Origin of the sequence: Psychroserpens damuponensis, from assembly GCF_000826655.1 — a bacterium.
Lineage (GTDB): Bacteria > Bacteroidota > Bacteroidia > Flavobacteriales > Flavobacteriaceae > Psychroserpens > Psychroserpens damuponensis.
This window is the reverse complement of sequence record NZ_JXJO01000011.1, coordinates 216460-234517: the sequence shown is the minus strand read 5'-3', so window position 1 is coordinate 234517 and position 18058 is coordinate 216460. Positions and strand designations below refer to the sequence as shown.

The 18058-nt window shown below is 30.3% G+C and carries 17 protein-coding genes; all 17 read right to left on the bottom strand.

The genetic code is table 11. From position 1 onward, the window contains the following. Positions 1-34: 34 nt before the first annotated feature. The gene (locus TD29_RS06280) at positions 35-1249 is read right to left on the bottom strand and encodes a WcaI family glycosyltransferase (protein ID WP_040279622.1); all 1215 of its coding nucleotides are present in this window, start codon (positions 1247-1249) and stop codon (positions 35-37) included. Continuing rightward, positions 1239-1790, bottom strand: coding sequence for a WcaF family extracellular polysaccharide biosynthesis acetyltransferase (locus TD29_RS06275; protein ID WP_040279621.1), 552 nt, complete (start codon positions 1788-1790; stop codon positions 1239-1241). Before TD29_RS06275 ends, TD29_RS06280 begins: the two co-directional genes overlap by 11 nt. Next, on the bottom strand, positions 1790-2752 hold the full coding sequence (locus TD29_RS06270) for an NAD-dependent epimerase/dehydratase family protein (RefSeq protein ID WP_040279620.1): 963 nt from the start codon (positions 2750-2752) through the stop codon (positions 1790-1792). The genes TD29_RS06275 and TD29_RS06270 overlap by 1 nt, the downstream gene beginning before the upstream one ends. Positions 2753-2850: 98 nt before the next feature. Further along, entirely contained in the window at positions 2851-3933 is a 1083-nt protein-coding gene (locus tag TD29_RS06265; protein WP_040279619.1) for a glycosyltransferase, read from the bottom strand. Between the two features lie 29 nt (positions 3934-3962). Further along, positions 3963-5192: an O-antigen ligase family protein gene (locus TD29_RS06260; protein WP_040279618.1), complete on the bottom strand. Its 1230-nt coding sequence runs from the start codon at positions 5190-5192 to the stop codon at positions 3963-3965. Beyond that, positions 5185-6483, bottom strand: coding sequence for an O-antigen polysaccharide polymerase Wzy (gene wzy / locus TD29_RS06255; protein ID WP_052466992.1), 1299 nt, complete (start codon positions 6481-6483; stop codon positions 5185-5187). The genes TD29_RS06260 and wzy overlap by 8 nt, the downstream gene beginning before the upstream one ends. A 339-nt stretch (positions 6484-6822) precedes the next feature. After that, positions 6823-8082, bottom strand: coding sequence for an MATE family efflux transporter (locus TD29_RS06250; RefSeq protein ID WP_040279617.1), 1260 nt, complete (start codon positions 8080-8082; stop codon positions 6823-6825). 65 nt (positions 8083-8147) lie between these two features. Next, positions 8148-9047, bottom strand: coding sequence for a sulfotransferase family protein (locus TD29_RS06245; RefSeq protein WP_040279616.1), 900 nt, complete (start codon positions 9045-9047; stop codon positions 8148-8150). Between the two features lie 46 nt (positions 9048-9093). After that, positions 9094-10038 (bottom strand): DUF4296 domain-containing protein, encoded by a 945-nt coding sequence (locus TD29_RS17820; protein WP_052466991.1) that lies wholly within the window; start codon positions 10036-10038, stop codon positions 9094-9096. 8 nt (positions 10039-10046) lie between these two features. Beyond that, on the bottom strand, positions 10047-11300 hold the full coding sequence (locus TD29_RS06235) for a sulfate adenylyltransferase subunit 1 (RefSeq protein ID WP_040279615.1): 1254 nt from the start codon (positions 11298-11300) through the stop codon (positions 10047-10049). A gap of 14 nt (positions 11301-11314) precedes the next feature. After that, a complete protein-coding gene (gene cysD / locus TD29_RS06230; RefSeq protein WP_040279614.1) occupies positions 11315-12220 on the bottom strand; it encodes a sulfate adenylyltransferase subunit CysD in 906 nt (301 codons plus the stop codon). Next, positions 12213-12815 (bottom strand): adenylyl-sulfate kinase, encoded by a 603-nt coding sequence (gene cysC / locus TD29_RS06225; RefSeq protein ID WP_040279613.1) that lies wholly within the window; start codon positions 12813-12815, stop codon positions 12213-12215. Before cysC ends, cysD begins: the two co-directional genes overlap by 8 nt. A 37-nt stretch (positions 12816-12852) precedes the next feature. After that, positions 12853-13275, bottom strand: a complete 423-nt coding sequence (locus tag TD29_RS06220; RefSeq protein WP_040279612.1) for a DUF2061 domain-containing protein — start codon at positions 13273-13275, stop codon at positions 12853-12855. Further along, complete coding sequence (gene cysQ / locus TD29_RS06215) at positions 13275-14084, bottom strand: 3'(2'),5'-bisphosphate nucleotidase CysQ (RefSeq protein WP_040279611.1); 810 nt, start codon at positions 14082-14084, stop codon at positions 13275-13277. Before cysQ ends, TD29_RS06220 begins: the two co-directional genes overlap by 1 nt. Beyond that, positions 14062-15108 (bottom strand): GDP-L-fucose synthase family protein, encoded by a 1047-nt coding sequence (locus TD29_RS06210; protein ID WP_040279610.1) that lies wholly within the window; start codon positions 15106-15108, stop codon positions 14062-14064. Before TD29_RS06210 ends, cysQ begins: the two co-directional genes overlap by 23 nt. Before the next feature lie 401 nt (positions 15109-15509). Next, positions 15510-16877 (bottom strand): SGNH/GDSL hydrolase family protein, encoded by a 1368-nt coding sequence (locus TD29_RS06200; RefSeq protein WP_040279608.1) that lies wholly within the window; start codon positions 16875-16877, stop codon positions 15510-15512. Continuing rightward, a complete protein-coding gene (gene gmd, locus TD29_RS06195) occupies positions 16877-17995 on the bottom strand; it encodes a GDP-mannose 4,6-dehydratase (RefSeq protein WP_040279607.1) in 1119 nt (372 codons plus the stop codon). The genes TD29_RS06200 and gmd overlap by 1 nt, the downstream gene beginning before the upstream one ends. Positions 17996-18058: the final 63 nt, after the last annotated feature.

Here is an 18058-nt window from a genome sequence, read left to right as displayed (position 1 = left end):
AATATTAGATAATACTAGAGTTTATAGGTGTATATTACTTTTCTAGCTCGAGGATAAAACGATCTAAAATAGGTTCTTTTGAGTAGTTTTTAATAACGTAAGCCTCTGCATTTTCACCTAATTGTTTACATAGGTTTTTATCACCTTTTAATGTTTTAATACTGTCTACAACTTGATTTAACAGGTTATCGCTATAATAATATCCACCTTGTGAATTTTCATAGACTGTGGCTACTTCTGAGTCTTTATTTCCTGTAACAATAGATGGTTTAGAACTCGCCATCATACCTAATAATTTAGATGGCATTACTGTATCTATAACATCGCTTTTTTGGAATAAAAAATGAACATCTGCACTAGATAAAAGTAAAGGAAGCTCTTCGTAAGGCACTAAATTATGATGTTTAACAAAATCATAGTTTTTGATGCCTTCAACGACCTTAATTTTTTCTGCACCTTCACCTACGATTATAACTTCTATATCTTTAATTGTTTTAAGTACATCTAACACCTTAAAGAAAAAATCCCAATCTTGCTTGGCACCTATGTTTCCAGAGTATACTATTTTAAATTTTTCTGAAGCGAGGTAAGGATGTTTACTCTCGGTTTTAACTCTAAATTTAGACGTATCAAGCCAATTGGTGAGGTAATAAGTATTTGTGTTTTTTACTTTAGTTTTTAATTTTTTAAGCATCCCATTACTAATTGTGCTAATGGTATCAGCTTTATGGAGCAAGGCTCGTTCTAACCAAAGTATTCGTTTAATAAAAAATGACTTATTACTACTTAGCAGACCAGAATCTATGGCTGCATCAAATTCAAAGTCTTGGATATGGATCCATAGTTTTGAACGGTATCTTAATTTCAAGAACCAACCCAGTAAAATGGAGGACGTAAATGGTACAATACAGATGACATGGTCTGGTTTAGCTATTTTAAACAGGTTTGGCACATTTCCGAAGGTAAAACTAAGCAAGTGTATAATTCGTTTAGAAAATGTAGGATTTGCTGGTACATATTGTTTGTATCTATACACCGAAACGTCATTTACGATTTCTTTGTACCATCTTTTTTTATGTTCATAATCTGAGCGAATTTTCCATTGCGGATAATATGGAAAGCCTGTTATGACAGATACGTTGTAACCTTTTGAGACTAGATATTCTGCTTTTTGTGTTGTGTATAAGCCAATCGCACTATCTTCTGGCGAATAGTTGACTCCAATAATGGTGATGTTATTAGTTTTCAATCTTTCTCTTTTTTACTGCTGAAGCTGGATTTCCGTAGCAAATAAAACCTTCTGGCATATCCTTAAACACATTGCTTCTGGCACCAATAACACATCCTTTACCAACTGTTACGCCTGGAGCGATATAGACATCATTAGTAATCCAAGCTTCATCTTCAATGATTACTTCTTGATGACCAATATCAAAACTTTCTTTGGTATAATCATGAAGTCCTGTATTAAAATACACGCCATGAGCAACTGCTACATGTTTACCTATTGAGATATTGCCTAGACTATATAAAATACAGTCTTCACCAATCCAGGTATAATCACCGATGGTTATTTTCCAAGGATATGTAAATTTTGCTGAGGGACGAATAAGCACATCTTTACCAATTTTAGCACCAAATGATCTTAATAAAAATCGTCTCCAACCATAGAAAAATTGTGGTGACCAAGCAAAAAGTGTTTTTTCTACTATCCACCAAAGCTGCACAACAACTTTAGATTTTCCTCGAAAGTCTCCAGGGACACTAAATGTTTTTAAATTTTGATACATTAATTATGTGCTTTATACCAGTTGTATGTTATTGTTGTTCCTTCTTCTAAACTATAAGGTAGCGCTCCTACAACTTCTTCAACTTTAGTGGTATCATAAATCATGTTGGTCATGATATTATCTAACCTAAATGAGGTTATTGGAGGTGAATTATAGCCTAATTTTTTTAAAATGTCACCAGCTATAGCTAATGTTTTTAATACAAATAAAGGTACAGATTTAATATCGTGTCCATGAAATTTATTTGAAATAATATTAGCCCATTGTTTCACTTCTAATGGTTTAAAATCTGACAAATAAACCGTTTGAGTGTTTAATGTATTATCAAATAATAATTTATCTAGTATATGAACACAATTGCCTACGAAACCAAAATTTTTATGAATACTTACTCCTTTTGGATGCACGTAAACTTTACGTTTGATAGAGTCAAAAAAGTTTTTATAAGGAATATCAAACCATGGTCCCCAAAGTGATGTAGGTCTCACAATTATCCAATTGTTTTCTAATTGCTTAGAATCTCTAACTATTTTCTCTCCAACTATTTTACTTTCTCCATAAACGGTTGAGGGTTTATAATCAAATTCATTTTTAGGCGTATAGCCTATTTCACAAACCAGCCTACTTGAAGCAAAAATGACTTTTTCTATAGATTTTGTTTGATTTATAGCGGTAATTATGTTTTCAACACCTTTAATATTAGCTGCATAATCATCTAATGTTTTACCATCGAGATCTGTTCTCGCTGCCATGTGTAAAACATAATGTGGTTGAAAATCTTTAAAAAGTTGTATTGTTTTGTCTTTGTCTAAAATATCGATGTCTCTCCAGTACGAAGAATGGGATTGATTTCTTGGTTTTGAATTGTCTAGGTTTAAAACTTCGTACCTATCTTTATAGTATTCAATAAGATTAGTTCCTATAAAACCTGAACCGCCAGTAACTAAGATTTTTTTCTTCATCAACTTTAAAATAATCTCAAAGATAAAATTATCATTTGTTTATCTCTAAAAAAATAAAAAAACTCATCTTTTATTAGTTAAAATGACTTATTCTAGGCTTAATTGAGCATATTTTGGTAGAGTTTAACCCAATCGTTAAATCTATATTGCCAAGAATATGATTTTAAAACAAAATTATGAAGTTTTAGTCCGTTATCGTTTCTTTGTTTTACGGTCCAATTAAGTGCTGTTTTCAATGCGGTTTCTATCTCATTTAAATTTGGGTTCACAAGCATTCCACCATTTTGAGACCATTCTTTTTTCAAACCTGTTTGAAAAGTAGTAATCACAGGTGTTTTATAGATGGCAGCTTCTAGATTAACCATACCTACAACTTCAGAGTGTGAAGGCGCTACAAAAACATGAGCATTTTTAAAGTAAACTATTTTTTCTTCACCAGTGATTAGACCTAAAAACTCAACTTTGTGCTCCATGCCTAGCGATACCACTAATTCGTCTAATTTTTGTTTATAGTCACTAAAGTTACCAGCTATTTTTAGTTTAAAGCCTTCTGGGTTTATATTTGAAAAAGCTTTTATGAGTAGATCTATTCCTTTTTTTGAATCTAATCTTCCTACGTATAAAACGTATTTTTCATTTGTATTATATTCACCTTCTTCTGCAAGATTTGAATCGATTAAATTAGGAATTTCTACCGTAGGTGTATTTGGGAATAGGGTTTTTATTTTGTTAGCTTCATTATTTGTAATTACATGCAAATAATTAGCTTTTGCAAATACAGATTTTACAACTAAATTAAAGTATAGTTTCTTCTTTAATGTTCCTTGTGACCACAACCATGGTTCATACATACCATGACAGGTAATTAAAAAAGGAATATGATGTTGTTTGGCAAATTTTGCAGCTGCGTATTGTGGATACATCCAAACACCATGAATATGTATGATGCTTATTTTATTTTGGTTATTAAGTGTATTTAAAGTGCTTTTTAGGTTTTTAGAATAACGCCATGGTGTAGATTCTCCTTCAACTTTTATAGCTTGATCTCCTTCCTCTATTCTTGTGGTAAGTATTTTAGAGTTAATGTTATGATTTAATAATCTTGTATGTAAATCTAAAACAACGGTTCTAATACCACCACTTTGAAATGAAAAATCTTCTAATACGTGTATAACGTTCATTACAAAAAGTTTATAATATCAACGGATTACTATGTCTCAGTTGATTCGTTTAATTTAGATGTAAACAGAAATAAATTAATAAAGAAGGAATAAAATATAACACCATCTTCGCGCTCAAGAATATTCTCTGAAAGCATGTTTAAACCAAAGTACAATAATAAAAAAAACAATAGTTGATTTCTATTTTTATTAGAAAATTTAAATATATAATAAAAGTAATAAAGAAACACAAACAGCCCAATTACACCTGCGTGTAAGAGGATACTTAAAAACTGATTGTGCGTATTATAACTTCGTACTGATATGTTTGGATTAGCTTCATAACATTCATTTAAAACATCTCTTGTATCTCCCCAACCATAACCAATTATTGGAGACTCTATTGCTTGTATAATAGCACATTTATAAATCATGAGTCGCGTTGCTGTTGATGATTTAGGGTTTTTGGTTAAACCTTCGATATCAACCAATTCTTTAAACCTATTGATGTTATTAAACTTAGGAATAAAGACTAGTGTTAACATAAAAATGCCTCCAAAAATTAAAAAATATAAGGCGGTTTTACTCTTAGTTTTAGTTTTTATAAAATATAATATGCCAACTATACCTAAACCTATAATAGGTCCTTTTTTATTTAATATGGCTAGAAAAACAAAAAGCAAGATTAATAAGAGAACGGGATATATGACTTTAGGCCTCTTGATGTTGTAGATAATATCTATTAAAAAGATAATGGCAACACCTATATGCATTGATAAATAAATAGAATGAATTTCATAGCCAATTATTCTCAAGTCTACTAGCGTATGATAATGAATGATAGTACTCTTAAATGTATAATACGGCTCTGTTAAAAAGTAATATGTAAATGTTGTAACTAAAAAGAAAACTAAAGTGAGTATGAAAACCCATTTTAGAGTTTGAATAACTGATTTATTAATTTGCTCTTTACAGTTATATATTAAAACAAACACAATAGGGTAAGCGATAAGAGAAAGTCCTGTTTCTAATTTTCTAAAGGCATAACTAAGGTCTTCTGAATATAAAATACTAAGTAATAGAATTAGAAAGAAACTCGTACTTATGAAAAACAGTTTAAACTTAAACTTATTATCAGATTTATTAACCACATAATAATAAATTGTACTTAATAAAAGCCCTATTACAGGAACTCCTTTAAATTTATCAGGCACAAGAATTATAGCACTATTTAATACTAGAAATATATTTAATAATTGTGTAGGCATTTTTTTAGGCATTTTTTGACTGTTTTTTTAATGCCGTTCTAAACAAAATAAAATAAATTTTTGGTATCAACAAAATAACCACAAAACTAGCAATCAAAAAGGCGTAACCATTAGTAAAATCACCTCTCAAGAAAAATATCATATGCATTGATGCATAAAATCCTGCTGCAACTTTTAATGGATCTCGGCTATTTATCCAAACAGACATCATAAATAGAAAATAGGCTAAAATTATTGCAAATAATATAATACCTACTATCCCAAAATTTATGTAGCCTTCAGACACTAAAGGGTTAGATAAATTGTTAAAACTTCTTTTCCCTTTTTCTTTATATTCTCTTTCTAAATATTCTCCAATATACTCACCTGTCGATATTGGCTTATCTACCCATATTTTTCTAGGCACAAAGAAAAAAACACCTCCAGACAGTTGTCTTCCATATGACAATCCATCTCTCTCGACATGTTCTATTGTAGCAGAAAAATTAATAAACGCATCATAATTTAACGTTGTAAATGTATTAGATACACCATGATTTTTAAGTTGATAAAGTAATAATTTAGGATTAGCCCTTAGTTGCTCTAATGAGTAACCAGAATGTGTGATTAGCGAAATGGTAGGAAATATAATCACCATTGCAAAAAATAAGAACAACAACGACTTAAAATTTGTATTTAACAATCTAGGTATTAAAAAGAAAATTATAGTTAAATAAATTGGCCCAAGAGCATTTCTCTTTTCGGTAAGAGGATTTTTTATGAGTAGTAATAAGATTAAAAACAGGATTGAAACCAGTAAAATGATGTAATAGTTAGTGTTTTTTTTCTTAGCTTTTTTAATATAGTAGATACTTAAAATAAATGCAGGAAAAGGGATCATTAAAATGATTTTCTCTCTTAATAGCAAAGCCGATTTAGAGGTGCCTACTAATGCTAAATAGTTATGTTCGAAATATTCAGCTTTTATATAGTCAAAATTAATTAAGAGAATCGCAATACTAATACCAAATAAAATCAAAATATGAATAGGCAAGTATTTATCAGTTTTGTAGGGCTTTAATTTAGCCTTTCTTGACATGAAGAAGCGGTAAGCGATAAAAACGACAACGTTAAACAAGAAAATATACAGATTTGTTTTTACCATTAAATAATCTTTATAGATCATTTTATTAGGCATTTTTAAATCATTGAGCTTGTATACATCATGTATTTGAAGCATTGGAGCTAGTATGAAAAACAAGAAACTAAATACAATAAAAGCGGCTAAAATTGGAGAAAACCTAGAATCCTTATATAAATACATTAAAGTAATTACAAACAGGACGAGAAAGTTAAGGGTAAAAAGTAATTTTAGATAAACAGGTACAACAGTAAAAAGTAGCAACGGCAAAAAAAGCGATACAAAAAGTAATAAAAATATAGTCTTGCCCTTCATTAAATTGATACTTCTTATAGCATGTTTATATAGTTCTCTATTGTTTAATAATTTAAAATGGTCAAATTACAATTTAAGTACAGAGATTAAATTTTAATAAATATAAAGCAAATATAATATAAACAGTAGATGTAAGAAATAACATCAAATGATATTATTAAATGTAAACCCATACGCGATTTACTTAGTGTTTTTGCGACTGATGCTTTATGTTAAGTACTTACTTAAAATAAACACACCTATTTTATCTTTTCTATAAATATAAATCACACCTGTTACATTCCAAAAAATCATACTAATACCTGTTGCTGCTGCTGCACCAAACATACCATATTGTGGAATAAAAATTAAATTTAAGATAATGTTTAACATCAAAGCAAGCACAAGTATAAATAAATACACCTTTTGTCTACCTGTCATATTGAGATAAACACCAACAGATCCACAAAAAGCATTAAACATTTGAGCAATAATCATGAGTACTAAAGCTGAATTTGCTATGACATAATTTTTACCAAATAATGCTAATATGTTTTCAGAAAAAAGAAAAATAAATAGTATTGCAGGAATCGTTAAATAAAAATTTAACATCGTAGATTTTACAATCAATACTTTTAGTTTTTGGTACTGATGGGAAAAATATAGCTTTGAGATATCAGGTGCTATTACCGCATTAATTGTTGTTAATATAATTCCTATTCCGGTTGTAATTTTAACTGCTGCACCATAAAAAGCCACTTGTTCAAACGACCAGTACTTTTCTAAGATAAAAACATCAAAGCTCTGCATCATGAGAAGCGTGATTAAACTAAAAGACATTGGTATTGATGTTTTTACAATTTCCTTGTACCCAATTTTAACCAATGATTTACTTTTTAGTTTTATGAGCTGAAAAATAATAATTAACGTCGTTACGAAACTTATTAGATAAAATATGAATATATAACCCTCTATTAAATATGAATAATCTTTTAAGGCGTATAGTACTAAACTTAAAATTAACAAACCTCCAAATCGAAAAATGTTCGACGCTATTTCAGACATATATAAGAGATTTAAACCTCTTAATACCTGAAAATTTAAAATAGAAACGGTGTAAGGACAAAGCACGAAAATCACTTTGTCAAATAAGTTTTTAACATCTTCATCTTCAAAGTACTCAATACGAAACCAATCACTTAAACACTTGTAAAACAATAAAATAACAATGAAATTCGAAATTAAAATTACAAACATGCGTTTGTATAAGGAAACTACTTGATTGAAATCATTTTGAGCTTGTAACTTTCCAGAAAACTGTAAAAAAGAATTATTCATCCCTAATAAACAAATAGCTCCACATAAAATTAAAGCATAACTCATAAAGTTAAACTTTCCAAAGAGCACCTCACTTGCATTATTAGTAATGATGAAAATTGCAATAAACTGTAATAAAATTCCAAAAACCTTTATAAAGAGTACGCTCATACTCTTCTTAAAAAACACAGATTTTAATGATTGAAGGGATTTCACTTATTTATTATTAACTATGTTTATTGTTTCCAAAAAGATAAATCTTTCTGTAAAATTTCTTGAAGCTTATCTATATCGTTATCAAAAACACCATTTAAATAATTAGCCTCATCCTGCTTTGTTTCTAAAGGCTTTAAATTGTTTTTTTGGATAACGTACTTAACTCGTGCACGAAAACTACTAGGTAACAAAGCTTTTAAAATAGATTTCACAAAACTATCCTTTAAAAGTAAAGTGTTTAATAATTGTGATTTAGGTTTACCCGAAATATTTCTATGTACTTCAGAGAAGTTATTTGACTCATTTTTAACCCCTAAAAATTCTAGAACTTCATTTGTAATTTCTTCTTGATTTTTTACAAATTCTTCAAAGATGATAACTTTTACATTGGTGAAATTTTCTAAAAAGGCCTTAGTGGAATCTGCATAAAAGCTGGCATTTTTATAAGCCCAAATAAACTCATAATCAAGTTTCATTCTTTCATCCTCCTTTTCTAATCCCTCAATAAATGACAAATTTTCTCTGCCGTCTCTTATTAAATGACCATAAGCCGAAAATGCTCTTTTTGAAGGATTTCTAAGCATAATAATAATTTTAGGATCTCCTAAAACTTCTTTTATTACAGGAATAGATTGATCATAATAATATAACAAATCTACACTAGACTCACCTTTATACTGGTTATCTTTAGCCTTCTTAAATAAATCTTTATAGCCTTCTAGTGTTTTTATAGCCTTCTTTTTTGTGAAGTCATCACCTTTGCCTTTATAAGCGTTTTCTAAAAAGCTATAAGTTAAATACTTTGGCTCTTTGGGATTACAAATAAACATGTTTTTATGTTCGTTTAAATAATCTCCTAAAGAGGTTGTACCGCATTTTGCAGCTCCTACGATTAAAAAATCTGGTAGTTTTTTATTCATATTTTTTTGAAGGTTCTATTTTTACAAATGCAATAAACCGTTACTCTCATTCTCTTATTAAAACAGGAATCGTAGTATAAACGTGAGAAAGGTTATCTGATTTTGACTCCCATACTTTTACCAATTTATCAATATCGGTTGGGCCCAACACGATTCTTACTTTATCAACTTTAGTTTTTACACGTATCTTACACTCATACCATTCTTTATCAACCAATTTGATAGAAGCTGTTTCATTAGTAAATAAACCTGTAGACTTAACCGCTTTTAACGTACCATCTTTTAAATTAAATAAAGCATCTACTCTATTAGGATAGATTCCTGAAATTCTAAAACCAAATGCACTATTATCTTTCGTTTTTTTAACATATATCGTGGCCTCTACTGATTCTCCTTTAGAAGTTTTATCGTTATTTACACTTAAATAAGCAGGATTGATTGTAGATTTTCGTGTGAGTTTAAAGACGTTTTTTTCTCGGTATTTTTCATCTGTTTCAAACACCTTTAGTCCAACATCTTCATACTTAAACACCTCTAAGTCAACATTAAAAGTATCAACTGTATTAGATTTTAATTGACCTCTTTCAGTTACAATTTTATCTTTATTACTTTTTCTCTCTTTATTTTCTTTTTTTTCTTTTACCTGCTTTTCTATAAGCGCTTCAATACGTTCTTTCTCTAAATTAATTCGGTTGTCCACCTTGGTATAAATAAGATCGTACGTTTCTATAGAACTAGCATAGTAATTCAAACTATTTACAAATTGTAAACTATCAATATTGTATTTTGAAAAAACAAACTGTTCTGGCTGTATACCATTGTCTTCTAATAGCTTCTTGTTTACACCTTTAGCATTAGTTAAAATGGAAGCCTCATAAATAACATCAACCATTTTTTCTTCGGAAATGAGATCCTCTGGTTTTGGTCTTTTATCAGAACATGATAATAAAACTACAACTATTATAAAAAGAACTAAAGATTGGTATTTCATAAAGCACTTTAAACAATCATTCCAGCAGCAACAGTTTCATTAGTTGTATCATCAACTAATATTATACTTCCGGTGGTTCTATTTTCTCTGTAAGAATCAATCATTAAAGGCTTAGTAGTACGAATTTTCACTTTAGAAATATCATTCATTTTTAGATCTTTATCTTCAGTATTACGATCTAAACTATCTACATTAATTTTATAAACAACCTCTTTAATCATTGCTTTTTGCTCATTACTAGTATGGCGAATGCTATATTTAGCTCTAGGCTTTGCAGGACTATTATTTAACCAACACAACATGACTTCAATATCTTGAGCAGATTCGGGCTTGTTATTAGAGCGCACAATCATATCTCCTCTACTTATATCTATATCATCTTCTAAGGTCATAGAGATAGACATAGGTGCATAAGCCTGATCTAATGTTTTGTCTAAAGTGTCAATCGTTTTTATTTTAGATGTAAATCCAGATGGCATAACTGTGACCTCATCACCAACTCTAAAAATTCCGCTAGCAACCCTACCAGCATAACCTCTATAGTCTCTATGCGTCTCGCTTTGTGGTCTAATAACAGTTTGTACAGGAAATCTAGCATCAACTTTATTAATATCGCTACTAATATGCATCGTTTCTAAAGTATGTAATAAAGGTGCACCTTGATACCAACTCATTGTTTCAGATCTATTCACCACATTATCTCCATTAAGAGCACTAATTGGTATAAATCTAATATCTTGAACTAATAATTTTGAAGAAAACTCTTCAAATTGATTAATAACTTTATTGTAAGCATCTTCAGCATAATCTACCAAATCCATTTTATTGATACACACAATAATATGAGGTATTTGTAGTAACGAAGCAATAAATGAGTGTCTTTTAGTTTGCTCAATAACACCATGTCTTGCATCAACTAATATAATCGCAGCATTTGCTGTTGAAGCTCCAGTAACCATGTTACGAGTATACTGTATATGCCCAGGAGTATCTGCAATGATAAATTTACGTTTTGGCGTTGTAAAATATCTATAAGCAACATCAATAGTTATACCTTGCTCTCTTTCGTCTTTTAAGCCATCAGTAAATAAAGCTAAATCTACACCTTCGTGACCTTTCTTTTTACTTGTATTAGTAATAGCTTCTAATTGATCCTCAAAAATGGATTTAGAATCATAAAGCAATCGACCAATAAGAGTACTTTTTCCATCGTCTACACTTCCAGCTGTAGTAAAACGTAATAATTGATTATTATCTAACATTGTTTTTTACCTTTTTAAAAATATCCTTGACGTTTTCTATCTTCCATAGCAGATTCAGATCGTTTGTCATCACTTCTGTTTCCTCGCTCAGTATTTCTCATACCTGCCACCTCTGTAGCTATTTTTTCTAATGTATCTGCATCAGATTCATCACCACCTGTAATTGTAATATCACCTAATGTTCTAAAACGAATTTTTTTAACTACAACCTCTTCATGATCTTCTAAAACTAAAAATTCAGAATTAGGTATCCAAGTGTCTTGTCTCCAAACCACTTCTCTTTCATGTGCAAAATATAATGAAGGAATGGCGATATTCTCTCGCTTAATATAATTCCAAACATCCATTTCTGTCCAGTTACTAATTGGAAAAGCTCTAAAATGTTCTCCTTCAAAGTGTTTTCCGTTGAAAATATTCCAAAGCTCTGGTCTTTGATTTTTTGGATCCCATTGACCAAAATCATCTCGATGTGAAAAGAAACGCTCTTTTGCTCGTGCTTTTTCTTCATCACGTCGTCCACCTCCAATGGCACAATCAATTTTATTGGATTCAATAGCGTCAAGTAACGTTGTTATTTGCAAAGCATTTCTGGTTGCGTTTTTACCTTTTTCTTCAGCAACACGACCATCATCAATAGATTCTTGAACAGAACCTACTATAAGCTGTACACCTAGATCCTTAATGATATCATCTCTAAACTGTATCGTTTCAGGAAAATTGTGACCTGTATCTACATGCATTAAAGGAAAAGGAATTTTTGCAGGATAAAATGCTTTTTTAGCCAAATGCGTGACTAATATAGAATCTTTTCCTCCTGAAAATAAGATCACAGGGTTTTCAAATTGTGCCCAAACTTCACGTAAAATGTAAATGGCCTCACTCTCTAATTCGTCTAAGTAATTTAAATAATATTTACTCATGGTTGAGTTGTAATTTTGGTGTTATAAACTCTACAATTCTAGTCACAGAATCTTCAATAGTTTCATTTTCAGTTTTAATTTCAATGTCAGGATTCTCTGGGGCTTCATATGGAGCAGAAATTCCAGTCATATTTTTGATTTCTCCAGCTCTAGCTTTTTTGTATAAACCTTTGACATCTCGACGTTCACATTCTTCTACACTTGTATTAATGTAAACTTCTACAAAGTTAACATCTTTAACGATAGTTCTAATATTCTCTCTATCTTTTTTATATGGCGAAACAAATGCAGCTAATACAATAAGTCCCGCATCTAGCATTAAATTTGACACTTCGGCAATTCGTCTTATGTTTTCGGTTCTATCTTCTGGAGCAAAGGTGAGATCGCTATTGATCCCTTTTCTAATGTTGTCTCCATCTAATGAATACGTTTTTAGGCCTAACTCAAATAATTTTTGTTCTACTAAATTAGCAATTGTAGATTTGCCTGAGCCAGAAAGCCCTGTAAACCAAATTAAAAATGAATTGTGCTTATGGGCTGTAATCCTATCTTTTCTTGATATTTGGTAATTATGAGCAATAATGTTCTCTTTCATTATTAACGGTTTAGGTTTTTATTTATAACGACTAGTATTAACTTCTATTTGATAAACCATAGTTAAGTTTATACCAAAAACGTTCGTGTAGATAATATAATAGCATTTTTGTTATGACCTCAGCAAATCCTATTTTTAATCCGGTTAAAGGATCTCCAGAAATCACCCAAGCAATAAGCATAGTGTCTATAGTCCCTATAAGTCTCCATGTAAATGTTTTGGCAATATGCCTTTTCCTACTTTCAAGAATTTCGCCTTCTTTAGATAGGTTTATTTTAAACCAAACACGTTCATGAAAGTAATATAATAACATTTTAGTAATAACTTCAGCTGAGCCTATTTTTAATCCTGTAATAGGATCTCCAGAAATTATCCAAGACAGAATTATAGTATCTATTGTACCAACAATTCGCCATGTAATGGTTTTAGCAATATGTCTTTTATGTGACTGATCTTTCATTATTTAGTAACAATAAACCAAGGGTTTAAAAGATTTTGCTTATTATATAATAATGATTGATTTGTTTCTTTCGAAATGACCTTTATACCAACTGCATTGCAAATTGCTTGGCCTGCTGCTGTATCCCACTCCATCGTAGGCGCAAATCTAGGATATACATCTGCACTTCCCTCTGCAACTAAACAAAACTTTAAAGAACTTCCTTTAGAAACAATTTCTACATCTTTACCATTAGCTTTAAGCTCATCTACATAGTCTAAAGTATCTTGACTCATATGTGAGCGACTACCAACAACCTCAACTAGGTTGCTCGTATTGTTTTTAGGCTTTAGCTCTTCACTAGAATTTAAAATCTCTGATATAGAAGTGTCATGAGAAGTTAATTCAATTTTATAAGCTTTATTTTTAGTGTTATCTGCAAAATAAAGTGTTTTTGAAGCTGGAACATAAATTACACCTAATAACGGTATTCCATTATTCACTAAAGCGATATTAACGGTAAATTCTCCATTACGTTTTATAAACTCTTTAGTTCCATCAACAGGATCTACAATCCAACATTGTTCCCAATTTTTTCTAATAGAATAATCAATTTGCTTATTCTCTTCGCTTATAATTGGAATTGGTGTGGGAGTCAAAAATGAATTAATGATATCATTAGCCTTTTTATCTGCTTCGGTTAAAGGAGATTTATCATCTTTAATTTCTACATTAAAAGCAGTGTCATACACTTGCATTATAACCTCTCCTGCTTTTAAAGATGCTTCTATAGCAATTTTTAAATTATTATTTATTTCTATACCACTCATACATCTTATTTATTCCGTCTTTTAACTCCATTTTATGTTTCCAACCCAGCGCATTTAATTTTGAGACATCTGTTAATTTTCTCAATGTTCCGTCTGGTTTATTTGTATTATAAATTAACTCGCCTTTAAATCCAACACTATCTTTTATTGTTTCTGCTAATTCTTTGATAGAAATATCTTCTCCAGTACCAATATTTATATGAGTGTTTCTTATTTCTTTATTTTCTGCGGAAAAGGTATCCTTAAAGTCCCTGTTTTGCATAATAAACACACATGCGTCTGCCATATCTTTAGACCATAAGAATTCTCTTTTAGGTTTTCCAGAACCCCAAATCTCAACCTTATTCTCAGAAACGCCAAAGGTAGATAAATAGTTTTTAGCGTCTTCAATATTTGTAATACCTAGATCTTCTAAAACAGCCTCAATTTTATTTTCGTTAAGTAATTTGGCCAAATGTATTTTCCTTATAAGTGCAGGTAAAACATGAGATTTTTCTAAATCAAAATTATCATTAGGACCATAAAGGTTTGTTGGCATTACAGATATGAAGTTTGTTCCATATTGCAAATTATAACTCTCACACATTTTTATACCTGCAATTTTAGCAATGGCATAAGGTTCATTTGTATATTCTAATGTATCTGTGAGAAGATAATCTTCTTTCATTGGTTGTGGCGCATTTTTAGGGTAAATACATGTACTACCTAAAAAGAGTAATTTTTTAACTCCATGCTTATAACTTTGATGAATCACATTATTTTGTATCATCATGTTGGCATATATAAAATCTGCCCTGTAGACATTATTTGCAATAATGCCTCCTACTTTTGCAGCAGCTAGAAAGACGTAGTCAGGTGTTTCCGAAGTAAAAAATTTTGAAACCTCATTTTGATTGGTGAGATCTAGTTCTTTGTGAGTTCGTGTAACAATGTTGTGATATCCTTTTTGTTGAAGGTTTTCTAATAACGCGCTCCCTACTAGACCACGATGTCCTGCTATATATATTTTAGAATTTTTATCCATAAAGCGTTATTAATTGTACTTTAGTTCTTTAATCATTAGGCTTAAGGGAACCACTAAAACGTTGTTTTAAGTTTCTGTTGGTTCTTCCCAAGCATTTACTTTTTTTGAGTTATCTGTTGGGCCAAATATGATCTATATATCATCTGAATTCAATTTAGCTGATAATACGTTTATTTTTTTTTCTTTACTTCTAGTATTGTTTATGAGTTTGCCAATTATAAATTCTGCGAATGAACTAATCACTATCAATATTAAAAATCTCCAATCCCACCAACTGTAAAAGAAATAGCTAGAAGCTAAAATAAAAAAAAATCTTGGCGATAGTTTTTGAGATAGTATCCAATGTAATGGAAAAACTATAGCAAAATCAATAGAATTAAATAACATTAAAATTTTGAATTTTATTTTTCTATTATGTATGGTTTAAGCACAATTAATTGCTTAAAACTTAAACCACCTTTAATAAGTTTTATATTTAAACTATGGTTATTGACCTTGTCACTCATAAATAGAGTGTATTTAGAATTATTCCTTTTTATAACTATACTATCCTGAATTAGTTGTTCAACATTAAATTTAATTTGAAATCCCTCAGGGGTTTCTTTTTTAAAGATATTTTCTATTTGAAAAACATAAAAGTCTTCTTTTTTTATTTCTATTCGTTCAGAATTTGAAATAAAGTCAGTTTTCGAATTTCCCTCACCATCAAATCCTGTTATACTTCCTTCAGTTTTAAACTTAAACTGTTTTGTTTCTCTATCTATATCAAAAAGGGTTACTGTCCAAGTTTCACTTCTTGGAAAGGCATTTCCAAAAGAAACATTTTTTATTGCTGGCATCCATGTTTGATAGCCTTCTGATGGTCTTGTTATATAATACGAACCTCTGTGCTCTGAAGGCTTCTTTCCATCTATTAGAACTTCGACAGCAGCTTCTTCTCCTATTGGACTAGCAAAAAACTCCACCCTATTGCCTGTGAAATTGGTTGTGATTTTTTTAGAAGCATTATCAAAATTTAATATAGTTCTTAAGCTATCATCTGTTTTAGGGTTATTAAGGGTATTCTTCTTAACAAACTTAGACAATACAATATTTCTCAAAAGCGCGTTTCCTTTATCATTTGGGTGCACATTAGGAGTTATAGTATTCCCCATAAGTTCATTGGGAGATATTGTATTGTTTTCCAAATATGCTTTCCATTGTGCTCTAACATCAATAAAACCACAATCATATTTTCTAGCAATGTCTTGAATAGCCTCCGAATCAAAATCATGAGATTTATTTATAGATTCTAATTTTGATTCTGGTGTATTCCAAACATAATGGTGATCTAACAAAAGAATATCAGAAGTCATTCTTTGTCTTATACGCTTAATTAAAGTGTCAAAAAGTCCGTCCTTAATACCATCATATGCATGAAATATGATCAAATCTGGATTTTCATGATAGACATCGTGTTCTGCGGTTTTAATAAGGTTAGGGATTGTAAACCCTCCTATTGGCTTGTGTTTAAAACTAATAATAGCAAATGGAAAGCGTTTTTTTAAAGAATCAACTAAAATATTTGTCTTCATTCCTCCAATAATCGATTGTCCATAAAACAATATCTCTACATTATTAGGATGTTCTTTTGTACTACTATTTAAAAGATTTAAGGTTCTATCAATGCCTTTATATCTTTTCTTAGGTATTTGCTCTAATTTTGAGCCACAAAACGATGTCAATACAATAATTAATGAAAATAAAAATGATAGTTTTTTAATAGTCATTACTCAAAGTAATTTTTGATTCTATAGCCTCCTTCTTTAAGGTATTGTTGCTTTTGCATTAATTTAATATCGCTGGTCATCATATCTTCAACTAAAGCTGGTAGGTCATATTTAGGAATCCATCCTAATTTTTCTTTTGCCTTTGTAGCATCACCAATAAGCAATTCTACTTCAGTAGGTCTAAAATACTTTTCATCTACAGCAATAACCTCTTTACCAACCTCAATTTGATATTCTGGTTGACTACAAGATTTAACAAAGCCTTTTTCACTAGAGCCTTCGCCTTTAAACTCGAGTTCAATACCAACGTGATCAAAACACATTTTAATAAAATCTCTAACCGTTGTGGTTTTACCTGTAGCAATGACCCAATCTTCTGCTTCATCGGCTTGAAGAATCATCCACATCATTCTAATATAGTCTTTAGCATGTCCCCAATCTCGTTGAGCATCTAAATTACCTAAGTAAATTTTATCTTGTAACCCTAAAGCTATTTTAGAAGTCGCCCTTGTTATTTTTCTTGTCACAAATGTTTCACCTCTAATTGGCGATTCGTGATTAAATAATATACCATTACAAGCATATATACCATAAGCTTCACGGTAGTTTACAGTAATCCAATAAGCATACATTTTAGCAACTGCATACGGACTTCTTGGATAAAAAGGGGTTGTTTCGGTTTGAGGTACTTCTTGTACTTTACCATATAGCTCAGATGTTGAAGCTTGATAGATTCTAGTTGTTTTTTCTAAACCTAAAATTCTAATGGCTTCTAATAAACGTAGTGTACCTATCCCATCTGCGTTAGCAGTATATTCTGGCATTTCAAAAGAAACGTGAACATGACTCATCGCTGCAAGATTATAAATCTCATCAGGCTTAACTTCTTTAATAATTCTAATTAAATTAGTACTATCTGTTAAATCCCCATAGTGTAAAATAAAATTTTGATTCTCTTCATGAGGATCTTGGTATAAATGATCAATTCTACCTGTATTAAAAAGTGATGATCTTCTCTTCACACCGTGAACTATATACCCTTTCTTTAATAGAAACTCACTTAAATATGCTCCATCTTGTCCTGTTACTCCTGTAATTAATGCTACTTTTTTCTGCATTTCTTATGTTTAAAACATTAGTATAAACCTATTTTAAATAGGCTGAATCTTTTGCAAATGTAT